Annotated in this window: 22 protein-coding genes and 1 pseudogene; 10 read left to right on the forward strand and 13 right to left on the reverse strand. The window is 41.9% G+C overall.

Annotated elements, in window-relative coordinates; genetic code table 11:
* The 4 genes from VF06_RS42950 to VF06_RS27780 all read left to right on the forward strand — a co-directional run.
* Positions 1–147, forward strand: a 147-nt coding sequence (locus VF06_RS42950) for an HNH endonuclease (protein ID WP_143861876.1), incomplete at its 5' end; no start/stop codon positions are given.
* A gap of 338 nt (positions 148–485) precedes the next feature.
* The gene (locus tag VF06_RS27770) at positions 486–1,196 is read left to right on the forward strand and encodes a hypothetical protein (protein ID WP_099069243.1); all 711 of its coding nucleotides are present in this window, start codon (positions 486–488) and stop codon (positions 1,194–1,196) included.
* A gap of 125 nt (positions 1,197–1,321) precedes the next feature.
* Complete coding sequence (locus VF06_RS27775) at positions 1,322–1,537, forward strand: hypothetical protein (protein ID WP_099069244.1); 216 nt, start codon at positions 1,322–1,324, stop codon at positions 1,535–1,537.
* 77 nt (positions 1,538–1,614) lie between these two features.
* Positions 1,615–2,010, forward strand: coding sequence for a single-stranded DNA-binding protein (locus VF06_RS27780; RefSeq protein ID WP_099069245.1), 396 nt, complete (start codon positions 1,615–1,617; stop codon positions 2,008–2,010).
* A gap of 1,603 nt (positions 2,011–3,613) precedes the next feature.
* Here VF06_RS27780 and VF06_RS41345 read toward each other — a convergent pair.
* Positions 3,614–3,754: a hypothetical protein gene (locus tag VF06_RS41345; protein WP_180267374.1), complete on the reverse strand. Its 141-nt coding sequence runs from the start codon at positions 3,752–3,754 to the stop codon at positions 3,614–3,616.
* 20 nt (positions 3,755–3,774) lie between these two features.
* On the opposite strand from VF06_RS41345, the gene VF06_RS27790 reads away from it, so the two are divergent.
* Positions 3,775–4,032, forward strand: coding sequence for a tyrosine-type recombinase/integrase (locus VF06_RS27790; RefSeq protein WP_244918152.1), 258 nt, complete (start codon positions 3,775–3,777; stop codon positions 4,030–4,032).
* Positions 4,033–4,061: 29 nt separating this feature from the next.
* Here VF06_RS27790 and VF06_RS27795 read toward each other — a convergent pair whose 3' ends face one another.
* From VF06_RS27795 to VF06_RS27805, 3 genes are all read right to left on the reverse strand, one after another.
* Positions 4,062–4,541, reverse strand: a complete 480-nt coding sequence (locus VF06_RS27795; protein WP_099069247.1) for a hypothetical protein — start codon at positions 4,539–4,541, stop codon at positions 4,062–4,064.
* A 130-nt stretch (positions 4,542–4,671) separates the two neighbouring features.
* Entirely contained in the window at positions 4,672–5,637 is a 966-nt protein-coding gene (locus VF06_RS27800) for a hypothetical protein (RefSeq protein WP_099069248.1), read from the reverse strand.
* A 1,213-nt stretch (positions 5,638–6,850) separates the two neighbouring features.
* Positions 6,851–7,450 carry a thermonuclease family protein gene (locus VF06_RS27805; RefSeq protein ID WP_099069249.1) on the reverse strand — a complete coding sequence of 200 codons (600 nt, stop codon included), beginning with the start codon at positions 7,448–7,450 and terminating at the stop codon, positions 6,851–6,853.
* A 425-nt stretch (positions 7,451–7,875) separates the two neighbouring features.
* Between VF06_RS27805 and VF06_RS27810 the strand changes: the two genes are divergently transcribed.
* Positions 7,876–8,520: a hypothetical protein gene (locus VF06_RS27810; RefSeq protein ID WP_099069250.1), complete on the forward strand. Its 645-nt coding sequence runs from the start codon at positions 7,876–7,878 to the stop codon at positions 8,518–8,520.
* A gap of 73 nt (positions 8,521–8,593) precedes the next feature.
* Positions 8,594–9,841, forward strand: a complete 1,248-nt coding sequence (locus VF06_RS41350) for a hypothetical protein (protein WP_180267373.1) — start codon at positions 8,594–8,596, stop codon at positions 9,839–9,841.
* Here VF06_RS41350 and VF06_RS27825 read toward each other — a convergent pair.
* Both VF06_RS27825 and VF06_RS27830 read right to left on the reverse strand, forming a co-directional pair.
* Positions 9,838–10,917 (reverse strand): TolC family protein, encoded by a 1,080-nt coding sequence (locus tag VF06_RS27825; RefSeq protein WP_099069252.1) that lies wholly within the window; start codon positions 10,915–10,917, stop codon positions 9,838–9,840. The two genes, VF06_RS41350 and VF06_RS27825, sit on opposite strands and share 4 nt — an antisense overlap.
* The gene (locus tag VF06_RS27830) at positions 10,805–12,019 is read right to left on the reverse strand and encodes an HlyD family secretion protein (RefSeq protein ID WP_099069253.1); all 1,215 of its coding nucleotides are present in this window, start codon (positions 12,017–12,019) and stop codon (positions 10,805–10,807) included. Before VF06_RS27830 ends, VF06_RS27825 begins: the two co-directional genes overlap by 113 nt.
* A 315-nt stretch (positions 12,020–12,334) precedes the next feature.
* On the opposite strand from VF06_RS27830, the gene VF06_RS27835 reads away from it, so the two are divergent.
* On the forward strand, positions 12,335–12,805 hold the full coding sequence (locus VF06_RS27835) for a hypothetical protein (RefSeq protein ID WP_099069254.1): 471 nt from the start codon (positions 12,335–12,337) through the stop codon (positions 12,803–12,805).
* 76 nt (positions 12,806–12,881) lie between these two features.
* On the opposite strand, the gene VF06_RS27840 is transcribed toward VF06_RS27835, so the two are convergent.
* The 4 genes from VF06_RS27840 to VF06_RS27855 form a co-directional block, all read right to left on the reverse strand.
* Positions 12,882–13,970: an ATP-binding protein gene (locus VF06_RS27840; protein WP_099069255.1), complete on the reverse strand. Its 1,089-nt coding sequence runs from the start codon at positions 13,968–13,970 to the stop codon at positions 12,882–12,884.
* An 80-nt stretch (positions 13,971–14,050) separates the two neighbouring features.
* On the reverse strand, positions 14,051–15,094 hold the full coding sequence (locus VF06_RS27845) for a metal-dependent hydrolase (protein WP_099069256.1): 1,044 nt from the start codon (positions 15,092–15,094) through the stop codon (positions 14,051–14,053).
* Positions 15,094–16,095 (reverse strand): ATP-binding protein, encoded by a 1,002-nt coding sequence (locus VF06_RS27850; protein ID WP_099069257.1) that lies wholly within the window; start codon positions 16,093–16,095, stop codon positions 15,094–15,096. Before VF06_RS27850 ends, VF06_RS27845 begins: the two co-directional genes overlap by 1 nt.
* Positions 16,096–16,106: 11 nt before the next feature.
* Positions 16,107–16,700: a hypothetical protein gene (locus VF06_RS27855; protein WP_180267372.1), complete on the reverse strand. Its 594-nt coding sequence runs from the start codon at positions 16,698–16,700 to the stop codon at positions 16,107–16,109.
* A 554-nt stretch (positions 16,701–17,254) separates the two neighbouring features.
* On the opposite strand from VF06_RS27855, the gene VF06_RS27860 reads away from it, so the two are divergent.
* Positions 17,255–17,437 (forward strand): hypothetical protein, encoded by a 183-nt coding sequence (locus VF06_RS27860; RefSeq protein WP_099069258.1) that lies wholly within the window; start codon positions 17,255–17,257, stop codon positions 17,435–17,437.
* Positions 17,438–17,786: 349 nt separating this feature from the next.
* Positions 17,787–18,320 carry a hypothetical protein gene (locus VF06_RS27865; RefSeq protein WP_099069259.1) on the forward strand — a complete coding sequence of 178 codons (534 nt, stop codon included), beginning with the start codon at positions 17,787–17,789 and terminating at the stop codon, positions 18,318–18,320.
* Between the two features lies 1 nt (position 18,321).
* Here VF06_RS27865 and VF06_RS27870 read toward each other — a convergent pair.
* The 3 genes and pseudogenes from VF06_RS27870 to VF06_RS27880 all read right to left on the reverse strand — a co-directional run.
* Positions 18,322–18,441: pseudogene (locus tag VF06_RS27870) on the reverse strand (IS1 family transposase); the annotation flags it as partial.
* A 201-nt stretch (positions 18,442–18,642) separates the two neighbouring features.
* Entirely contained in the window at positions 18,643–19,611 is a 969-nt protein-coding gene (locus VF06_RS27875) for a ParB/RepB/Spo0J family partition protein (protein ID WP_099069260.1), read from the reverse strand.
* Positions 19,608–20,375, reverse strand: coding sequence for a ParA family protein (locus VF06_RS27880; protein ID WP_099069261.1), 768 nt, complete (start codon positions 20,373–20,375; stop codon positions 19,608–19,610). Before VF06_RS27880 ends, VF06_RS27875 begins: the two co-directional genes overlap by 4 nt.
* Positions 20,376–20,898 lie beyond the last annotated feature (523 nt).

The following is a 20,898-nucleotide window of genomic DNA, read 5'->3' on the forward strand; positions in this document are numbered from 1 at the left end:
GCCTCTTGCGGCTTAAAGTTCATCGATGAGGAACGGGTTCACCTGCATCACATCGATGGAAATCACGCCAACTGGAAGAAAAATAATCTGGAAGCAATTCACGAGAGTTGCCACGATTATAAGCACATGAGCAAAAGCGCAAGCTAAGAACATCGGGAGCCGTGTACACGGAAACGGGTACGCACGGATCTAACTGAGAGGTGCGGGGAATAATATCCCCCATCGACTCAACCAGCAAATCATTAATGATGAAGATGACGAAAATGTAAACGAATCATTTATTGAATATCTATATTTTGCAATTCAGAACTTAGAAAGCGCAGTAGAAACAATTGAATAGTTAAGTAAGAGCGATCGCCTTTGATGTGCGATCGCTTTTATTTTCCTCGCTTGTAGATTGTAAATATTGTGTAAACTTTATATTTATAGTAAGACGACCAACTATAATAAGAAGTATAAATCCTTAGAAAAAGGTATCCGACCAAATGACACGCTTTTCTGCTAAGGCACACACTAGAACTGACTACACTTACTCTAATTTTCATCAATCTTTACTGCATGAAGATAACAGTGAAGACTATGCTTTAAGACATATTTACTCATTAGAAAATACTAAGATTCTGCTCCAAAAATGGGGATGGAGTGCTGAGGAAATTAAGCAAGGTATAGACTACACAACTATTGACGTTTATAAAAACCAAGTTTGGTTACACATCCCCAATAAAATTGAAAAGCGTGGCCAACTAATTAAAATTCGTGGAATATCTAGATTTATTTCAAAGGCTGATTTTGTAGAAGTTTTAATCAGTCGCTCTTGGGCTAAAGCCGATCCATATAAATTAGAACCTGGATCGGATTGGGATGAACTAATAGCCCGTGGCAATACTGGTGACTTCTACGAGGTCAAATTATATCAATATGAAATTACTTGCACTTGTCACGCCTATAGTGGGTTAGAAAAAGCGTTTAACCAGGATGTAGTCGCTACAAAACACTTAATGTTAAATCCTAAAGCTCAGGGACAAATACCTGACAAACACATATTTGCAGCTTGGAAATATGTCGGGGCTGAAACCTTACGCCAATACGAATATTGCTGGATAGAACGCAAGGAAGCTGCTATGAGAGAACAGAAAAAATATTCATGGGAATTTGACCCTGACTCAGAAGTAGAGACAGAGATTTTGAACTGGTAGTTAACTGGCCGCCAGCCTACAGCCATAAGCGAAGGCCCCGCAGCAGGGGAGGTATCCGACCAAAGATATTCACCCCTGCTTTACTTAGGGCAATTTCATATTAACAACTTTCCTCTAAGAAAAACATGAAACAAGGAAGGCCACCCAAACCTATGTATGTGGTTGTTGACCACGAAGACCGAATTTTTGGCAGATGGATTGGCAGAAGCCACTATGTTCTTCTCCACTACACCACGAAGGAAGCAAAGCAGACAATCATAGAGCAAAGACTACCATTAGCCAAGGTAGGCATAGCTAATGCGTTCACTGTTAATTTAGCGCCTTCAAGATTTTCTCTCTAACAAGTCTGCAATCGCGTAGATGCAAACTAAGCGATCGCTATCGAACTCACGTTAAACTCATCCTCTAAGAATTTATCATGACACCAGAACAAACTAACCTTTGGCTTGAAATTCAACATCGGCAAATGCTTGCACTTGAGCAAATAGCTGAGACTTTAAATAGATTGACTCCTAATACTGCACCAAACTATCAGCGAAAAATTGAAGAATTCAAGCATTTTGATTGGTCTAGTATTGATGCAACTGTTGAACGTGCCGATCAGTATGGAGCGGCGATAGTAACTTGGAAAGGATATGAATTTATTAGGCGATCGCCCTCCAATAAGTTCGGTGCAGCTGTTTGGTTCTCTCGCTGCACTGGCAAAGATGATGCAGGTGAAAATGTCTATGAACGTCTGATTACCTTTAAACCTGTTTCTGATAAAGCAGTCGATCCACTTCCTGAGAAAGTTAGCCGTTATTTGGATCGTTAACTAAAAACTAACTCTGGTAGCTAGCTGTCGCCAGAGTTTAACTTTCTCCCAAAGCCAGCCGCACTGTTAAATAACTAATGACCAATGACTAATGACTAATGACCAATGGATTTTCTTAAGCGGCCAAAAATGCAACTAGGCTTGTAACCAGGCCAGCCCGCGAAACCGCCGCGTTGCCGCAGCAGTTTTTTAGTTTAGGCTGTGTCTGGTTGCAAGGGCTGGCTTAGGGAAAGTTGCATTTTTGGCCGACGAGTGGGTTTTAAATTATGTAAAAAACTATATCGAGCGTACACTGCATTAAAACTTCCCTGAAATTTCTTAGAGGAAACTAATTCTGGCGATTCCTCTTTTTATAACCCAAGCCTGTACGCCCAAGGGTTTGGATTGTGCGATCGCAATTATCTTATGTTAATTTAATAAATTGTTATTATTCTTTATATATTGTATGAATATCCAACTAATAGTCAAAAGTAAGAGTTTGCGGCTACTTAGATTAATTTGACAGGCTCAAGACAAAGAATAGCTATTTTTAATACAGCTATTGCTAATAGGTAGTAGCTACCTTGAGATTAGAAAACTACAGTTAAACAAAAAAATTCTCAGAGGGGGTACATAGAAATCCGTGTTTCAAAGGAAAATAACGATCGAGAGTTTCGGGTAGATTTAACTCCTTCATCGTTGCAATACCCCTACATAAATCAATGCAATAGTAGGGGTCTTTACTTGCTTGGGTAGTTCTTTTATAAGTGAAGGCGATCGCAGTGATTGGGGAAGGTGGGTAGCTGTAATTAGTACGCTCTAGAGATAGCGTAAAGTGGACAATTTGACAATCTTTAATCCTAAATCTACTTGGCGTATAGTCATAATCTGTTCGCACGCAACAAGACTTGATTTACGGTTCAGAAGCTCGAAAGAAAACATCAAAGCGCAGGGTTTCCAAAAAATCGGATAGGTTCATACTTGATTTGATTCAATGAACCAAAAAAGCTCTATGCGAGATGTATAAGTGGTGTGATGATCTTGCTAGAAAATGCTCATGTTTCACATATATCCCAGTGCTACATAAATAAACAGAGCCAGTCTGGTGTTTCTCAGGCTCCCAGACTGGCTCCCAGCTTCAAAAACATACAAAGGATTGAACAATGATGAAACGTAAACTTCGATCTACTATCCAACCCCATTCACAGATTAAATCAATGCAGACAGAAACAATAGTCTCAAAGGAACTTTTCTGCAAGAAAATTCCAAGACCCATCACTAACACTACCATTATTGGCATTATTACCATTATTGGGTCGGTAGCTGTTTTGGTAATACCCCTCTCGGCTTTAAAAGTATTGTCACTATCAAAATGTGGAAAGATACATATCCAACTTAACCCTTTTGAGTTGCAACTCATAAAAGAAGAAACTTGTATGCCGTCTGACCAACAAATAAAATAACCACTGCTAGGGCAGGTTTACGATGCCTGCCCTGACCTATGCGTTGCTTGCGGCGGGCTATGGCTACGCACCCCACCTATAAAACCTGCTAATAACTTTCACTTATCTTGTTAAACAGTATGTTTCTGCTCCTGCTTATCACAGTGCCTATTCTGCTAAAATCACGTTTGTGACTGCTCCCTGGTTTTAATAAGAAATAAGCGATCGCCCACTGCTGCATAATTAGTTTCAGCTTTGGGGAAAGGGTGCGATCGCTCAAAGAAGACTACCATTTCACAACAAAATCGATATGATAAGGGCACAGAAAATCATACCAAGGCGGATGAGTGAGCAGGGGGTGTTACGGGCATTGCAACGACGCGGGGAAAAAGCTGATGTGGATGCGTTTACATCTCATGATTTTAGAAGAACTTTTATCGGTAATCTATTGGATGCGGGGGCAGATATCGTCACCATAGCAAAACTTGCAGGTCATGCGTCGCCAAGTACTACAAGTAAGTATGACAGGCGGGGAGAAGCGGCGAAGAAACGGGCGATTGATTTGCTGAATGTGCCTTACAAGGGGCAAAAAAATCGCTGAAGAACACCGTTTCGGAACGATGACCCCTCTCATGAGAGAAGTTCTTTCCGGCGAATATTGAGGAGAACCTGCCCAAATTTTTTGATTTCTAATTCCTTTTTACCAGTAAACTGGTTGCCGTTTTTCGGTCTTATTAATTGTGCATCCCGAAGTTTACGAAGGCTTATCAATTGTTCCGAGTCCCCTCCAGATGCATTTACCCGTGAGAAACCCCCCTCAAAAAGCTGGTCAACCGTAATGGTGTGTCTTGCTTCAGAAGCCTCGACGATTTTCCGAAATAGCTTCTTTTCCGCCGGACCGAGATGGCGAATCATCTCGTCCGCCTCGTTTAAAAGTGCCTGTGCAACTTGATTAGCTTCTGTAGCGGTCAGCCTAAACATCTTTCCCGGCCAGTCGAGTTCAAATCCCTGAATCCGGTCGATGAGTCGCGTCAGAGCTTCCCGAAAAAGGATCACGCATACGAGCGCAAATAAGGGCCAAACGAAGGGGACGAAATCTTGAGGTATCATAATTGGTTTGAACCTTTGGAAGCATAACTAGTACAGCACGGCGGAAATAAGCAGACCACATACCCGTTTCTTCTCCAGCCAGAATGTAAATGTTCCCACTGCGTTCATCATTACTGAAAGATGACACAAGCTAATTGTGAAGCCAGAAAGGATAGCCGCTTTGGAAGATTTGTTGATCATTAAAATTATTCCACGCAGATACTCTGCCCAATATATAAACTGGTGAATTATTGACCTGGATTCCCCAATCCATTCCGTAGTTATTATCTCCGAGAAATAAATTTTGTCCTGGTAAAACTGTCCATGACTTGAATGGTTCTCTAGGCGCATCAGGATGATAAAGAGTTACTTTAACAGGATTTTGCGTTCCATTGTTGAATGCAACTTTTCCTATTCTTCCTGTCCATCCTGATGAACCTGGTCTGTAAGGAAGCGGGTTATAAGTTGCTGAGTAGATTGGCAGCGGGTTTTGATTGCATGGAACCAATGCTTTAGTCAAATCAGCTGTTAGACAACTTTTAAAACTGGCTATATAGTCATTAACTCTTCTAAGATAGTCTGCCTGATTGTCCTGTGCCTTCTGGTGATAATTTCCTGGGAAAGGAAGTCCTCCTGTAACAACCACTTGGGACATCCATTCTGCTCGTCTCAAACAATTTTCGATTGCTGTGGCTCTCGAAATACCTCCGCTCAAAATGTCTTGCGGTTTTAATGGTTGAAAGGCTTTATCGTGACAGACTCGAAAGAGTCCTTCAGTGAATGCTGTATTGCATTGAGCTTCCGTTGTTCCAATTGTGTAGTAGCAACGATCATGATTGTTACAAACCTCCGTGAAACTGAAATCGTAGCCGAGGCTACCGAAGTTGTCGTATTCACCTGGTCTCCCGCCTGGGATACTACAGCCGTTAGGTCTTTTAGCATACGGGTATGAAGGGAGCGTTTCATTGCCCTCTCCACTATCTAAATATTCTCTCCAGCAAGGCAAATTATATCCATCCTTACTACCACAGTCTTGTGCACTTGCTGCCTGTTCAGATGAAAAGAAAAATATTTCAAATGCTATTAGTGAAACTAGAACCGTTACAAATTTCTTCATCACTACCTACTTAACTCGCGTTTCGGCAGTTAGGACATGAACCAACCACACCAGCTATGAAACTGTTCCTAGTTGGGCCGAAAGTAGCAAAGCTGCTACCAGCCGCCACGCAACGACTGAAAGTCTTGTGCCGATGGGACGATAAGATTGCCGCGACTAGAACCATAATTTTGCCGCTTTAAAGGCTGTAATACTTATTGTTCGGTTCGAGCGTTCGCATTCTTTTTTGAGGCATTGGAACCATAAAATTGCCGGAAATCAAAATTGTCACCATAAGCTTGCCAAAAAAAGGTAATCTTAAGATTTGATTTTTAGTTGGGTGTAATATCCTCAAACCCTTATATTGTAAGGGTTTCAGCCTTAAGGGTTACTTCAATCCTACATTTTTAGTGGGGGTGGATTATGAATACTTTTATCGTCAAATGTATACCATGCAAGGATTATAGACATCGGAAGGATAATATTGCCAATGTCAATTGGAAGCATAAGCACGTAAAAACGGCAATATTATGGTTCCACCGACAGTAAAGGATTCAGGCGACGTATGGCGGCTGGTGACAGGCTCGCTACTTCCGCCCCATATTGAAAGTAATAAAACTAGGCTTAAAAGTACCTTTGATAGCTGTTCCAAAAGGAAGTTACGAGCTACTTTAGGTGACTCTCACATAATTACTCGACTATAAATATGATTTATTAGAAATTCATAAGTCCAAAGACATAACTTACACTCCACCTTTTGACTATGGCAAAGTATATTTTTTACAAAGAATAGTTGTTTTAGATACAAACAGTGAATAATGGCAGTTGATGAATACGTTTCTTACTTTTAGACTGAAAACCATTTGTAAAGGGCATTTCCACAGCCAAGACCGTGTAACAATTCTGCCCGGTCGTGGCTTTGAAATTTTCTTAGCGTACAATTTTCCTTTTTTGGCACAGTGGCCCTTATACCAATTTTTCTATAAGTCTTACATACAGGCTTTTCACCACTTTCTCATTTTTCAAAAGTGAGAATGCTTACCACTCACTGTGAACATCACAAAGTAGTTTTTAATATAAACTTGTTAACAAGTTTCACTTTTCCCTCTGTCGTCGCCGATAATCCTAAGGCTTTTCTAAATTTGGGTTACTCCACACACCTGCTTTAGATGCGATCGCTATGTTTTAGCCTGCTCAAAAGTTGTGAGCTAGAGGCAGTTTAACAAAATTTACTTTAACGCTTTTGTTTTCTAAATTCCCAAGGTGGCACTGCATTGGGGTCATTCCACACCCCAGCCTTAGATGCGATCGCCATCTGCTCAGACTGTTCTATTACTACCTTGTTTGGACAGTTGTTACTGTAGCGGGTATAGTGTCGGGCAAATCCAGCCCTAACCATGTCACCGTTTAAAAATATCTCTTCTTCGCTTCGATATCCCGGCGTTCCTGGCCGCGGCTTTACAAACACCTCAGCAACCGTTCTCCCATACTTATCTTGTTCGATGGGAATAACCATAACAGTGCCATCTCCTTTGTCAATAAGAGATTGCAAGTAAGTCTTGGCTTGTGGCCCCAACTTTTGTTGCTTCTCGACTGCATCAATCCCACAGAACCGAATTTTTTTAGTTTCCCCGTCACGTTTAACTGTAATTGTGTCCCCATCGGCAACACTCGCAACTGTCCAATCTTCAGACAGTGGCATTGCATGAGGTGAGGTGGAGTCTGCCGCCGCTTCTACAAGCGATTTAGTTATGGGGGATGTACCTGCTACAGCAACAACAGCAGTGACACAGGCAAGTAAGAAAACTGGGCTATTCAAGAGCTTTTTGGGCATTGATGATTATTTCGGTTGTGATTCTCCTATTAGATTGCCCTTACTGGAGTAGGAACTTGTCACGGCTACGGTTTCTGGCGTTGTTTTGTCTATTATTTATTTGTCTGCCGGACACTCTTAATCCTATGCAATTGTCTGCCAGATAAGAAGTATTTAATTCAATCTATAAACACGATATATTAATACTTGTCTGGTCAATATTAACTTATAAAAATACTTGTATTCAAGACAAAAAAATACTGAGTTATGTGGATATTTTTCATATTATTTTTACATGATTACCAGCACATTTTCTCAAATCAATTACCTGAAAATTGTTAAAAATTAAGTTTAATTTTCAGTAGGTTCACTCTTTAGTAAGCAGAAAAATATAGATGAATATGGTTTCAATGAAATACCAAATTGAACTTGAATATTGGTGATTTATGAAAAAGCTTCAAATAGCTAAGTTGGGATTAATTGCCACTACTATATTTAATGCGATCGCTTCTTCAGTTTTTCCAGCTGCGGCTATCCCCTATAACAGCGCCACTGTATATAAGGCTATGGATAATGGCAATACAGTAGTAGTTTTTTCTGCTACTCCTGGAAGCCGAGTATCAGTGAACTTAGGATCTGTGCCTAAATCCACTGCAAGAATAGCCGGGGCTTGTGGTGAGGTCAGAATTTCCGTACCTTCTAGCGGTGATTTTACAGGTTTAGAGGTAGATGGAAGTGGTATTGATGCTGCAAATCTTCCCGTCCAAACTTTACCCAGCTGTGTAAATGGAGCATTTAGCGAACCAAGGCCTGATAATTTTAAAACTCCTTCAGGCCAAGTTGTGATTGTAGGTTTAAATCCAGGAGCAGCCACAGCAATAAGTTTGCCAACTGCCTCAACCCGTAGCGTAACCATCAACGCTTGCGGATTTGGGACTTTGAAGCCTACATCTACATCGGGCCCTCTGCCCGACTCTTTTAGTGTGGGAACAACAAACTATACTTTAGCAACTTTACCTGATGCCACAAACGCCCCATATTGCCGTACAGTTAACGGCACTCCCTATGGCTATGTTCCAGCATCTTGGTAATTGATTTTAGTCATTAGCGATCGCTCAGATTCTTAGAGGAAAAAAAGCGATCGCTTTTATTATTGAAGTTATTATGAAAAAAATATTATTTATTCTTACTCTAATTGCTCTATTTCCAACAGCCGCCCTAGCTCAAATGAAGGGATACTTAGGCACTGATGGATATTTTCATATTCAAGGGCTAGAAGCTAATAAATCATATTCTGTCAATTTGGGAGGAATGCCATTAATTAGAAGTGGGATTTCTAATAGTTGCGGAATATTAAGAATAGCTTCATCAGGAACGATTAAGGCGAGCGATCGCATTGAAATTAAAGATGAGAAATCAGCTAATATCTACGGCTTTGAAAATGTAAATATTCCAATAAAAGAAACTGCAAGGTGTGACGGGACAATCAAGGCTGAGAAAGAAATTTGGAAAGACAATAAGGGAACCACTTATATCTCTGGATTAACACCAAGTAGCGCCCAAACTATCAGATTATTATCCTCAGCGCCAACAAGAAATATCAGAGCAAATATTTGTGGGTTCTTATCGTTTAAACTGGGCGACCCGCGCCCAGGTGCAATTATTATTGATAATGAAGCTTTTGTGCTTTCAAACTTACAATTAGGTGGGGGAATTGCTTGCAGAAAAGGTAAATTGTATGTAGCGTATCCGGCTCCAGTTTTTACAAGTGCTGTTAGTGCTGTTACGTGGCGTCAGCAAAACCCAATTCAGTTTTCATCTAGCACTCAAATAGCAACTGTTAGTGGTAGTGGAACTTCCTGGAGTCCACCGCCAAACAATCCAAATCCCAATCCTGGGCCTGGTAATTCTTGTACTATTGGGGTAAATTGCGACCCGCCGCCACCTCCACCGCCAACTTGTCCGCAAGGAACTACAGGCACTCCACCCAATTGCGAAGCGCCGCCACCGCCGCCTCCACCCCCACCACCGCCGCCTCCTCCTCCAGAGACTTGCCCAGAAGGAACTACAGGCACTCCGCCCAATTGCGAAGCGCCCAAGCCTACGCCAGTATCAGGCAAAATGTGCAAGTATAGCGGAAGTCTTGTAGTTATTAACCTGCCACCTAATACAGAATTTATTGCTTATCCAGATGGGAAATTTGGAGGATCATCTGATAGGTACGCTACTTCTGATTCTGATGGCTGGGTGCAATTTGAGAATTTTAATTTTGACGCTACCTATGAGGGCGATCCAGCAAGCGTCAACATTTTTTATAAATCAAATGGACAATGGATAAAACTTGACCGACATCCTGATTATTCTAATTTTCAAGCTGTTTATATTCCCTCAATTGGTTTATGTAAAACTTAAATTTCAGCATCTTTGATGCTGAGAACTAACAATTTAATTGTAAATAAACTGCGCCTCATCTTCGCCCAAGCTCCATAAGTTTGGGCTTTTGTATTATCAAGCTGATTTTGCCTGGTTAGATAACTTTCAGTATCGGAGTTACCTCTGACGTAGCGTAACTCGAATACTTTAAACTGGTCAACTGCTCGACTTGCTACAACTTGAGCAGTCTGAAAATCGGTTCTTGCCTCATCAAAGGCAATTAACGATTGGGCTACTTTATCACGAATTGTATCCGCCAATTGTGCCCTACTTCGTTGCAACTCTGCTACTTTTACTTGGATATCAGATATTGCGATCGCATTGCGCTGCGCGTCAGCATTTCCGCCCTGTGTGCCTTGAAAAAAGGGTATTCCTATTACATTAAGTAACCCATTAATTAAGTTAGTTTTACCACTGAATATCCCTGCCAAATTGTCAATTAGCCCTGTACCTGCTGCCTGTGGCTGTCCTGCCGCAGGAGTAGGGCCTAAAAGATATTGCAGCGCCGGGGTGAGTATTGCAAGTTGAATAGATTTTTTATTCCTTACTTTCGCCTCATTGATTCGTTCATTCGCCTCAGCAATGCGAGTATCAATTTCCTTTAAGAGTGGGCTTTGAGCGATCGCTTTATCTTGCAATTGTTGAAGACACACCGCCGACGTTTCCAGACACGGTAACCCCCCGCGCAGGAGTCGCCACATATCATCATTCATTTCGCGTTGCAAAATCACATCGATGCTGGGCTTGTTAAAGGGGTTCTGTTCGGGCTTCGGGAGTTTAGAATCAGATTCTTGATCGGCTTGCTGTGCCTCTTCTGGTGATAAATTCTCCTGGGGTTGTTCTTCTTGTCCCTGGTCTGTCTCGTCCGGTGTCTGTTCTTCCGGTGCTTGCTCTGTACTATCGCCTGTCGTAGGCTGGGGTGGTGGTGTCGGAGTTTTAGTACTAGGGTTTGGCTTTGCTACTGGGATTGGAACTGGAGACTGGGCGATCGCTCCCTCCATTCTTAGAGGAATTAGCAAGAGCAGTAATAGTAACAACCGTTGTATATTTTCCATCTTTCCCGACCCAAGGCTTAATCCGCTTAATGTAACCATTGCGAGGGCTACGTATCATCGGGATTTGTGCTAATTTATCCTCAATATTGGTGAGTGAAATTGCCAGCTGTGCTAGCTGATAGTCTCTATCTCTTACAGACTGAGCATATTGCTGCTGCTGCCTTGAATACTCTTGCTGAGTCTGGTTTTCCTGCTGCTGTCTACGTGCCTCGTTCAAGTTTGCGTCATATTCTGTAAGTTGGCGGCGGTTCTGGGCTGCGGTTAACCGCGACTCTGCGACCTCTAAATCAGATTGTGCCAACCGCATATTTGTTTGAAGCTGTTGCAATTCCTGTTGTTGAAGGATAGCAGAAGCATTGAGTTTGGCCTTTGCTTGGTCTAAAGCAGAGTTAGCCTGATCCATCTCGGAGCGCAGTTGTTTAAGTTTGGCCTCCTCATGCTGGAGAATTTCAGATTGTAACTTCATATCCCCCATAGCCCCTATCAGTCGTTCTTGCTCCTCAACTTTCTGTGAGGCAATCTGTAAGCCAGCTTCAGCCTTTTCAGCCTCAGCCCGTCGCTCTGGGTTGTCACTTTGCAGTAGTGGGGTACGCGCTTCTAATAGTGCGATCGCTTGATTCAATCGCAGTTTAGATTGAGAAATAGCCGCTGTTTCCTCTGAGAAAATCGCCGGAGGAAGTTGCTTTAATCCTAATGATTCCTTTGGTTTGAAGGGTTCGGGGATGGTTTTACTTTTGAGATTGTCAATTTGGAGCGTGACGGATTTCTTCTGTTTGTCCAAGCGATCGCGTTCTATAGAGTTGTCTGATATTACATCACCTTGCTTAATTTCCTGACCGACTTTTACCTTTAAAAACGATGGACTATCAACGGATAGAGTCATTCTTAGAGGACGGTTTTCTTGGAGAATAGCGATCGCAGAATCAGAATCATCTACCTCTACTTCATCATCTGTATCTGTATTAGAACTAGTTTCTATTTTAGATTCTGTTTTAGATGCGATCGCTGCCTGATTTTGTGGGTAATTTCTGCCTAAAATAATTAACCCAATTATCCCTACACAAAAATAAGTAATCAGATTATTTCTACTAAATACGCTCATAGAAAGGCTTGATTTGAAAATTTATTTCTATAGTTCCCACAACTACTGGAAAACCTTAATCTATATGCCGATTACTGATTTATTTTGAGTTTGCTGAGGGGATTAAGTGTACTGCTTATAATCTGGCTTTGATTCCTGGCTAGAGAATGAGTGGCTGCTTTATCAGGAGGTCAGGCGGCAGGTAAATGAGCGATTAACCAGTAAAATAGCCGTTACTTCCACCTAACTGTCTATTTTTGTAAGTTCATATCGGTAATCGGTCTAAATAGCGGTGTAGCTATAGTTATCTACTAGATTTAGGGGCAATTACCGCTTATGAACATTGAAAAGGGTGATAAGGTCAAAACTCCTAGTGGACAACCAGGGGAAGTAATTGATTATGAATACGATAGGCTGTTTTCAGGGATTTTAGATAATCCAAGAATGAAAGTAAAGTTAGCTGGCTCTGGAGAAATAAAAACATTTTCTCAAAATGAATTAACATTATTGGGTAAAAAACCCGATTTAAAGCAGGTATTGGAAGCTTTAAACAATATTAAGCAACAAATAAATTCAAAGAATATTGTTAATTTACAGAAACGAGAAAAGGATGAATTAAATACTCATGTAGGATATATCGAAGAATATATCCAAGACCAAAATAAAATAAAAAAAGATTTAGCAATGTCAAACTTAAACTTTGTAGAGCAAACACTTAAAGCTTTATCAGCAACTTCTTGGGCAGCTATAAAAGATAATTTGGAAACAATACGTTGGTGGGATAGATACAATCAACAGACGAACTAACTATAGCCCGGTAAATTTTTAGACTTTTGGGGAGCTTTACAAATTTTCGGAGTTCTAACGACAACACCGAAACATATTATTCTACTCTCTTGTAGTAGGGCATAATATTAACTTTATGCCCATCTTTACCCATTCTTACTAATGCTTGAAGCGAATCCAGATTAGCTATTAAATGGTCAGAGAATCGAAATCTTGAAGCAACTGATTTAACTTCTGATTGGTCAACGGGTAAAATGATTTTTGTGGCTGTATTAGCAATAACTTCTTTGCTTATTTCAGCATCTCGTTGTGATGCTACAATACAACATAATCCAAATTTTCTACCATCAGCTAATATAATATTTAAAGTTTTAGAATTTTTAACTTCTTTACATTCGTCAATCAAGACAAATGTTTTTGGCACTTTATCTTCAATTTCACCAGCAATTCTATGACTATCCATTAATTGTTTTATCAATGCCTCGGCTGCGATCGCACCTAAACCCGGCACTTTTCCCAATGCAGACAAATCAAACCTGATAATCTGACCAGCATCTAGCGGCGGCTGCGGTTTTGTAAAAATGCCGTACTCAAACATAGCAGCCAGCTTGAGGGCGAGTTTCTGTGATTCTTTACAGCCACTTTCAATCCTGCTTTCTATCTCCCGCCGCACATCTGCAAATGTGGGAGGCTGTCGCGTCCAGGTTTTCGGATCATCCTGAATAATCCCCCTCTGTTTATAGCAAGTTGTTAAAAGGTCAATAACCAGTCCTTCTTGATTAACACCCATTGTGAGGGCTTTCTTGAGTATCGCCGCGACTGCGATCGCTTGTAAACTTGGCCCCCCGCCTTTGGTGTCGAGGTCAACAACTAAGGGGTTAATCCCGTGTGGCGATTCCATATTTAGCGGGTAGCACACCTCGCCGGGAAGCTCTAAATCCCCATGAAAATCTACGATTATGCAGCGTACACTCGATATTAAGCGCGGGAGTTCATAGGCGATCGCTTTGAGTGTCTGAGTCTTACCACTCCCAGAAGCACCAATAATTGCAATGTGACCATTAGACAGCGCGGCAGGATTCCAGTAGACTTTATCTCCTAACAAGATGCCACCATTAACTGGCTCTGTAGCAGGTTTTTTAGATTGATTCGGTTTAAGCGTTTGGGTTGGCAGTGGTTTGGGCATAGGGCATGGGGTATTGGGGATTAGGTAGGGAGTTAGAAGTTAAGAGTTAGGAGTTGGGAATGGGGAATGGGGAGTAAGGGCTATTGACTGCTGCTGTTAATCACCCTCACTTGCAGTTGTCCTGTAGCGAATTCGTCACCCAAGGTTTTTTGTACAATTGAGAGCGGTGCAGCTTCCAGGATAACTGTGCTGTCAGTTGCCTTAATCACAGGGAATTGATAGGGGTCGCGTGGTAGAACTGATGTTTCCAAATCTTCAACTGACAACTGACCGCTAATAAACACCATTGCCCCGGCGCGGTTAAATTGAGCGATCGCTTCCCCAATTGGTTCATCCTCAATAGAAATTGCCTCAATGTTGGTAATAGCTGGTTTGCCCACATCTGCGGTGATTTCCTCTAAGAAGATTTGGCTATCAGGCTCGGTGGAAGCTTTGTAAATCCTGCCGTCGTCTGCCTGTACTAAAAAGCCGGTTCCTTGAGCTTGGATTATGAGGAATTGACCAGCAACTCTTGACCTGTCGCTTGTCCGCACTCCTTTAATATTGGCCTTAATCAGGTGAGTTGACCCAGATTCGTTGTAAATGTGTTGGACACCAGAGGGAGAAGCAATCAGCCTGTTGAATTGGGTCAAAACTCCGCCACTATTATTAATGTTGAAAGTTGCAAGAGCGATCGCTATCAAAATAATCAACACAAAGTATTCTGCATTGCTCCCAGTCCTCAGCCGTAAATTCCGGTTACCTGGGCAGACGCACCTCACGGGGCTGGGCCAAAACATTTCTACACCGCCCCGCGTGAATACGTCAGCGAACCAGCCGAAGGTGTAGCCAATGGTTAGGGCATGAACCAAATTAATAAAACTGGGATTAAATAATGCAAAGCCATACCCAACCGCAGCGATCGCAGCACTGGCAACCAAACTGTGTGTACAACTTCTGTGAGGCATCCTTGACTCAAAAAATGCACTTACCCAAGGCAGCACACGACCAGCCGGGGAGGTGGAAACGTCGATATCGGGGAGAAGTCCAGCGATCGCACCCACCGCAATAATCGTCGGGCTAGCAGTTCCGAGCAATAGGCTGGTAGCAGTGCCACTAATCAGTAGGTGAGATATTCCCAGCATTACCGTATCCTCTGGCTTTCGCGTGGCAGATTATACAGCAGGCGTGATAAGCCCAAGAAGATGGCCGCAGCGATACCTCCAAATATATATAGTGCTTGATCTGAAGTTCCTAAACCAATGAACCTCATAATCACAAAGGCGATACCCGCCAGGAGTATTAATGGTGTAATGTCGAAGTAACGGCGGTGGTCGCCCTCCTCAACTTCCAAACCTAGATACTCCTCCTCAACTGAACGTATAGCCAATGTTGGATTTCCCCCGGCGCGGCTTTGAATCTTAGCCATTTCCGCAGGCTTTAAGCTAATTCCTCTCTCAAGCGCAGCAGCAATCATAATTTCTCTGATTGTGGACTCTGGCAGGGGTTTGAGTTCGATTCGGGGGATATTTATAAAGATGTCAATACGCGGTGGATCGGTTGCCAGTAACAGCATTGGTACATTACTACGCCGCAGTTGTTTCAGCCACATTCGGAATTTGGCATCGCAGGCGTGGGCATCGTCCAGTACTAGGAATGCTGTGTTTGACTCTAAGAAATCGGCGATCGCCCTTTTGAGTTTGTCAGCTGTCAGTGACTTACCTTCTAAATCCTCAGTAGGAATATCAAATTGATGTGCTATTTCTAGCAACATTTGTTTAGGGGTGGCAGGCTCGATAAACGCCACCATGAAGCCGTCAGTTTGCAGCTTCTCCACCACCGCGTTAGCTAGTACAGACTTACCACTCCCGTCCTCCCCGGCTATGAGAATAGCCCCATTTGCTAGAAGTGAGGCTGTGGTTCTGTTTAACTCTGCTTGTCGGTAAATTTTGAATTCAGGTGTTATGTCCTCAGTTTTGAGTTCTGAATTCTGAATTCTGAGTTCTGAATTCTGACTCCTAACTCCTAACTTCCAATTCTTAGAGGAAATTTTAGGAGCGATCGCTAACACTCCACTTATAACTAAAGCTACAAGTGATAAGGGATTTAGCCCATTAACAGCAACAATCGCCCCAGTTGTCACCATACCGAGAAATTTTAGGCCGCGGTGATAGAACCCATTGCGATGTTGATCAATGAGTCCGCGTATGCGAAAGGGTCAACACCTGGCATTTGTGCAGATTCTTTGATTTTGGCTTTTAGTTCATCTGGTAGCAGGTCTGGGTTCTGAATGAAATGTTGAGCTAATACATTCTCAGCTATTAGAGTCCCAGCCGCTTTGTTTTGGGCGCTGTTAACTATGGCTGCTACATCATCTTGCGGTGAGGACTGCGATCGCTTTTGTTTGGGTGTGTAATTTGGTGTAGCGGCTATCTGTTGAGTTTCTGCTACTGCCAGAGTAGTTGTAGTTGTGGTTTCTGGCTGCTCATCTTGTGGCCCGGATGGCGGCGGCACTGGGTAGCCTTCCATTCTGCTTGTCTGCTGGATGTGTTCATGCAAGCCATCCATGTGCGCCACCTGGTCGGCATACAAGTAAGCTTTACCCGATACCTTCCAAGTCTTTATTTGTAGATAGCGCATTCGAGCGTACAAAGGATCGCGCCCAATCCCATATTTTTCTTGTAATTCTAATATGGAAATTTTGAAATTTTCCGTGTCATTTTGTAGGGTATCTGGTTGGTTGTCTGCCATATCAAGCAAGTGTATGGTTACGTTTACCTCTATTGTCGCCCATACAATCCGGCATACAGTCTGGTGAAATCACTGGTTGTATTGTAAAGTTTTGGCAGACAAGTTAATGAGTTGACTCTGGGGTAATTACTGCCTTAGTCATCTGTATAAATTTCGTATTTCCACTCAGCGCACTCTAAATCAACTGAAAATGCCATATCTTGTACCTCCTGACTGAGTTGCTTTACCTTCTCTGACTTTGCATCATACTGCTGCAAGCAATCTTCAACCTCTTCAAATAATGTCTTAAGTTCTGGATTGCCAGGGTCTTTTAAATACTGTATAACTTTTGGCTTACTTTTCTATAACTTTGGTGAGAGGGTTAAGTTTTAGAATTTATCATAATGATGTGTATATCTGAATGATACAGCAGTTTTATTTTGCAGAAAGTACAAAGCTACGGCTTTTGAGATAGGAAACAGAAACTCTATATATTTGATTTTGAGTCTTGCACTTTGTACGTCGATTACTCGCAAACTGCTGGATTTCAAATATGTTCAAAATGGAGTAGAATTATGAACATTATTGGTTTTGAATCCATTGAATTGGCTGAGCTTACAGATGAACAATCTGCAAGTATTTGTGGTGGAATAAATCCAATATGCAAAAGGAAAGATTTAACAATTGATCAATCGTTTAAATATGGGTGTAATGAAAGAAGATTATCAGGATCAGGTCGTACTTTAAAATTTAAGTGAAAAAAGCTGAAATCTTCTTTCTATGCATTATTTAAAGATGACTCGGAAGACACTTAGTAGAGCTTTGCGTAAGTTCATGACGAATATAGAGTAGCAAACCACTCCAGGCGTAGAGAACGCAGAGGTTTGAAGAGTAGCATTTTTTTTCGCTACGAATTTGTGAAATGCTGTACTTAGCTCGATGTTTATTTCATTTTTTAATAAAAAATGGCTATTTGGCGTAGATATAGCGTACCTGACACTAGGGGCAAAATAGTACAAATTTACCTAAAACAGAGGTTTGTAGTATGCCAATGACTATATAACAGGTAATTAGAACACACATTATCAATAAGGGTTAAATTTTTTTATGTCTGATGGGAATTTAACACCCTCTGAATATGCCAAAATTCTTCGTGAAATGATACACTACGGCCATGTGGATGAGCGCAATCACTTAATTACCCCCTCTGAATATGCCAAAATTCTTCGTGAAATGATACGCAACGAGAATGATTTAACAAGTCATCGTTTGGGGTGGATGTCTACTTTCAATGCTTTTTTGTTCGGTATTGTAACCTTTGTGTGGACACAGAATAATCGCACAGGAATTATTTTTGATAATCACACAGGAATTATTGTTGGTACTTGTATTGCAGGTTTTTTAATCGATTTTTCAATTTTACTTTCACTTTTTGCATCCGAACAAGCAAGACGCCACTTAGATAAATTATGGAGAAAGAAAAAAATACCAGAAGACGAAATACCACCTATTTGGGGTGCAAAGGCAACAAAATGGGGGAAATACTGCTTATTGATGCCGTGGGTTATAATGCCTGTTGTTTTTATATTTTGTTGGGTAATATTATTTTTTTTGGCGTTGCTGAATAAAGGGATGAATTGATTTATGCAGGTACAGTTTGATACCTCAAATAGTGGAGTAATAATTTGATTGAGTACCTCAGCATTTCTTCGGGCTTAGAATAATACAAGGTCTTTCGATGAAGACGTGCAAGATAATGTTTAAAAGCAAAATCATACCTTCGCCTGAAAAACGCTCAAACTTATATACAGCAAGGTTTTTCAGACCATCTTGCATAAAATTACTTGTATCTCGGCTTAATACCCATTTGATACTCAATGGGTTTGAGGATGGGTTGAAAGCGTATGCAAAGACCGCTGGTTGCAATTGCCATCAGGCAGCTCTAAAGTAGCATTGCAATTTTCTATTCAGTTTTGATTAATGCTTCTAACTGTGCTAGTACCTTCTCTATCTTTGCTTTTTTCTTCGGGTCATCCCACACTTTAGCTTTCTTGAAGCGTTGGAAGGTATCATCAACACGCTGTTTGATAGATACTGGTTCTGTTTGAGAAGGTGACTCTGATTTCAACTGCTGCTCAATTTCTTGAATCTTACGCTTGATTTCGCTCAGTGACAGATTATAAGCGATCGCATCTTCTAAGAGTTCTTTGCGTGTCTTGTCATCTTGAACTCGTGCGATCGCCTTTGCCTTGGTATACTCGATTTGTCCAGAACGCAGCACTTCCAGCACATTTTGGGGTAGATTGAGCAATGGCAGGCGATTTTTGACAAATGACTGCCAACTCATTCGCCCCAAAGATGCAAATAACTCTTCAATTATCTTGGTTTGGGGTTGAGACATAACGTTATGTCTCACTTCGGAATTTTCATCATAGCGATCGCAAACGTTTCTCATGCGGTTGAGATGACTAATTACTTCATGGAGTACCATCTCTAGCCGCAACACTAACAATTCGAGGATACCTTCGGTTTCTTCTAGGGGGTTAAGGTCTTCGCGTTGCAGGTTTTCAACGAGGCGCACTTGGTATGTAGTCGCATCGTCCATTTCCCTAGAAATTATGGGAACCTCGGTTAATGCTGCCATTGATGCGGCTCTGTAGCGTCGTTCCCCTGCGACTAATTCATAATCGCCACCAGGGAGCGGACGCACTAACAAAGGTTCGAGAATACCCAGTTCTTTGATTGAGCGTGATAGTTCTTCGAGCTTTTGAGGGTCAAAGTAACGCCGGGGCTGAGATGGCGGCAGCTTAATTAAGTTGATGGCAACCGTATTTGCTGAATTAGCAGTACTTTCAGTCTGGTTAAAGCTTTCACCCAGTAGGGCGGCTACACCTTTTAATTGACTGCTATAGGGTTGGTCTTTTTTGCTCACTGTAGTTTTTCTAAACTAAGGGTGATTTTTTTTAGTACAGCGACGGCAGGATGTTTGGGATTATATAGTGCTAAAGGTAAGCGTGCCTCAGAAGCATCAGCAAAGGCAATAGATTTAGGAATAGGTTCAAAGACTGTCGCCAAGGGTGAAAGTTGTTCTGTAATAGCTTTCATGGTTCTGCTTTCTTGGGCGGTACGTGCATCATACATTGTGGGAATAAAGCCAGCAATTGTAAGTGCTTTATTAGCACCTTTGCGGAGTGTAGCTACAGTTCTTAATAGTAAGTCAGTTCCTTGAAAGGATTTGAACTGGCACTGAATGGGCACTAAGATATGGGTTGCTGCTACTAAGCTAATAACGCTGAGAATGCCTAAAGATGGCGGACAATCTATCAAAATAAAATCATACTTGTCCAAAATAGGGGCAAGTGCATTTTTTAGGCGCATTTCCCGCATCAAGGCGGCGACTAGTTCGAGTTCAGCAGCACTTAAGTTGATGTTCGCTGGCACTAAACCCATGCCGTGAATAGGTTCGGTGTGAATTGGTAATGGTTCTTCACCCACTACTGCTTCATAAACAGATTTGGCGTTAATGTCCGGTTCTAGCCCCATAAATGTCGTCAGTGACGCTTGGGGGTCTGTGTCTATGAGGAGAACGCGATTTTTCTTTTTTTGTGCGAGATGGTAGCCCAAGTTCATAGTTAAACTTGTCTTTCCCACTCCCCCTGATTGATTAAATAGCGCAATAATACGGGTTTTGCTCACGAGTGATAAATTACAGTTGTAATTAAAAATGTCTCTAATACAGGCAGATTGTAGCTTTGGAATAAAGGTAATACAACTGGGAACAGTATATTTGTCACAAATTAAGGTTGCAAGGGCTGTAAGGTAGTTGTCAAGCTTCCTGGTCAGAAGGCCCGACAAAAGGCGATCGCAGTGCAATACTGGATCGCCTTTTTCCTCTAATAAAAATTGTTAGTTGAAAGCCTGAGTGATGCCTGTGGCAGTCTACGCCCACGCAGGGAGAGTCCACTCAAGCGTGGTACTGCCCCTTGAAGTTGCCGCGTTATCAGCAGGATGCCTCAATGAGTCAGCGAGTGGAAAGCGGAAGATGGAAGAATCGTAGCTTGCTTCCCGTAGGGTACTCCTGGGTGTTACCCCACCCCGGTTTTCTAGACCGGTTGCCAACCATTTAGCGGCATTTTCCTTGTTACCGGGGGATAGGCGAGAACGGAAGGACTTGAACCTTCACTCTTCAGTGTATTACGACATTGGGAGAGCGAACTTG

This window comes from Nostoc linckia z4, from assembly GCF_002608075.1.
Taxonomy (GTDB): Bacteria; Cyanobacteriota; Cyanobacteriia; order Cyanobacteriales; family Nostocaceae; genus Nostoc; species Nostoc linckia.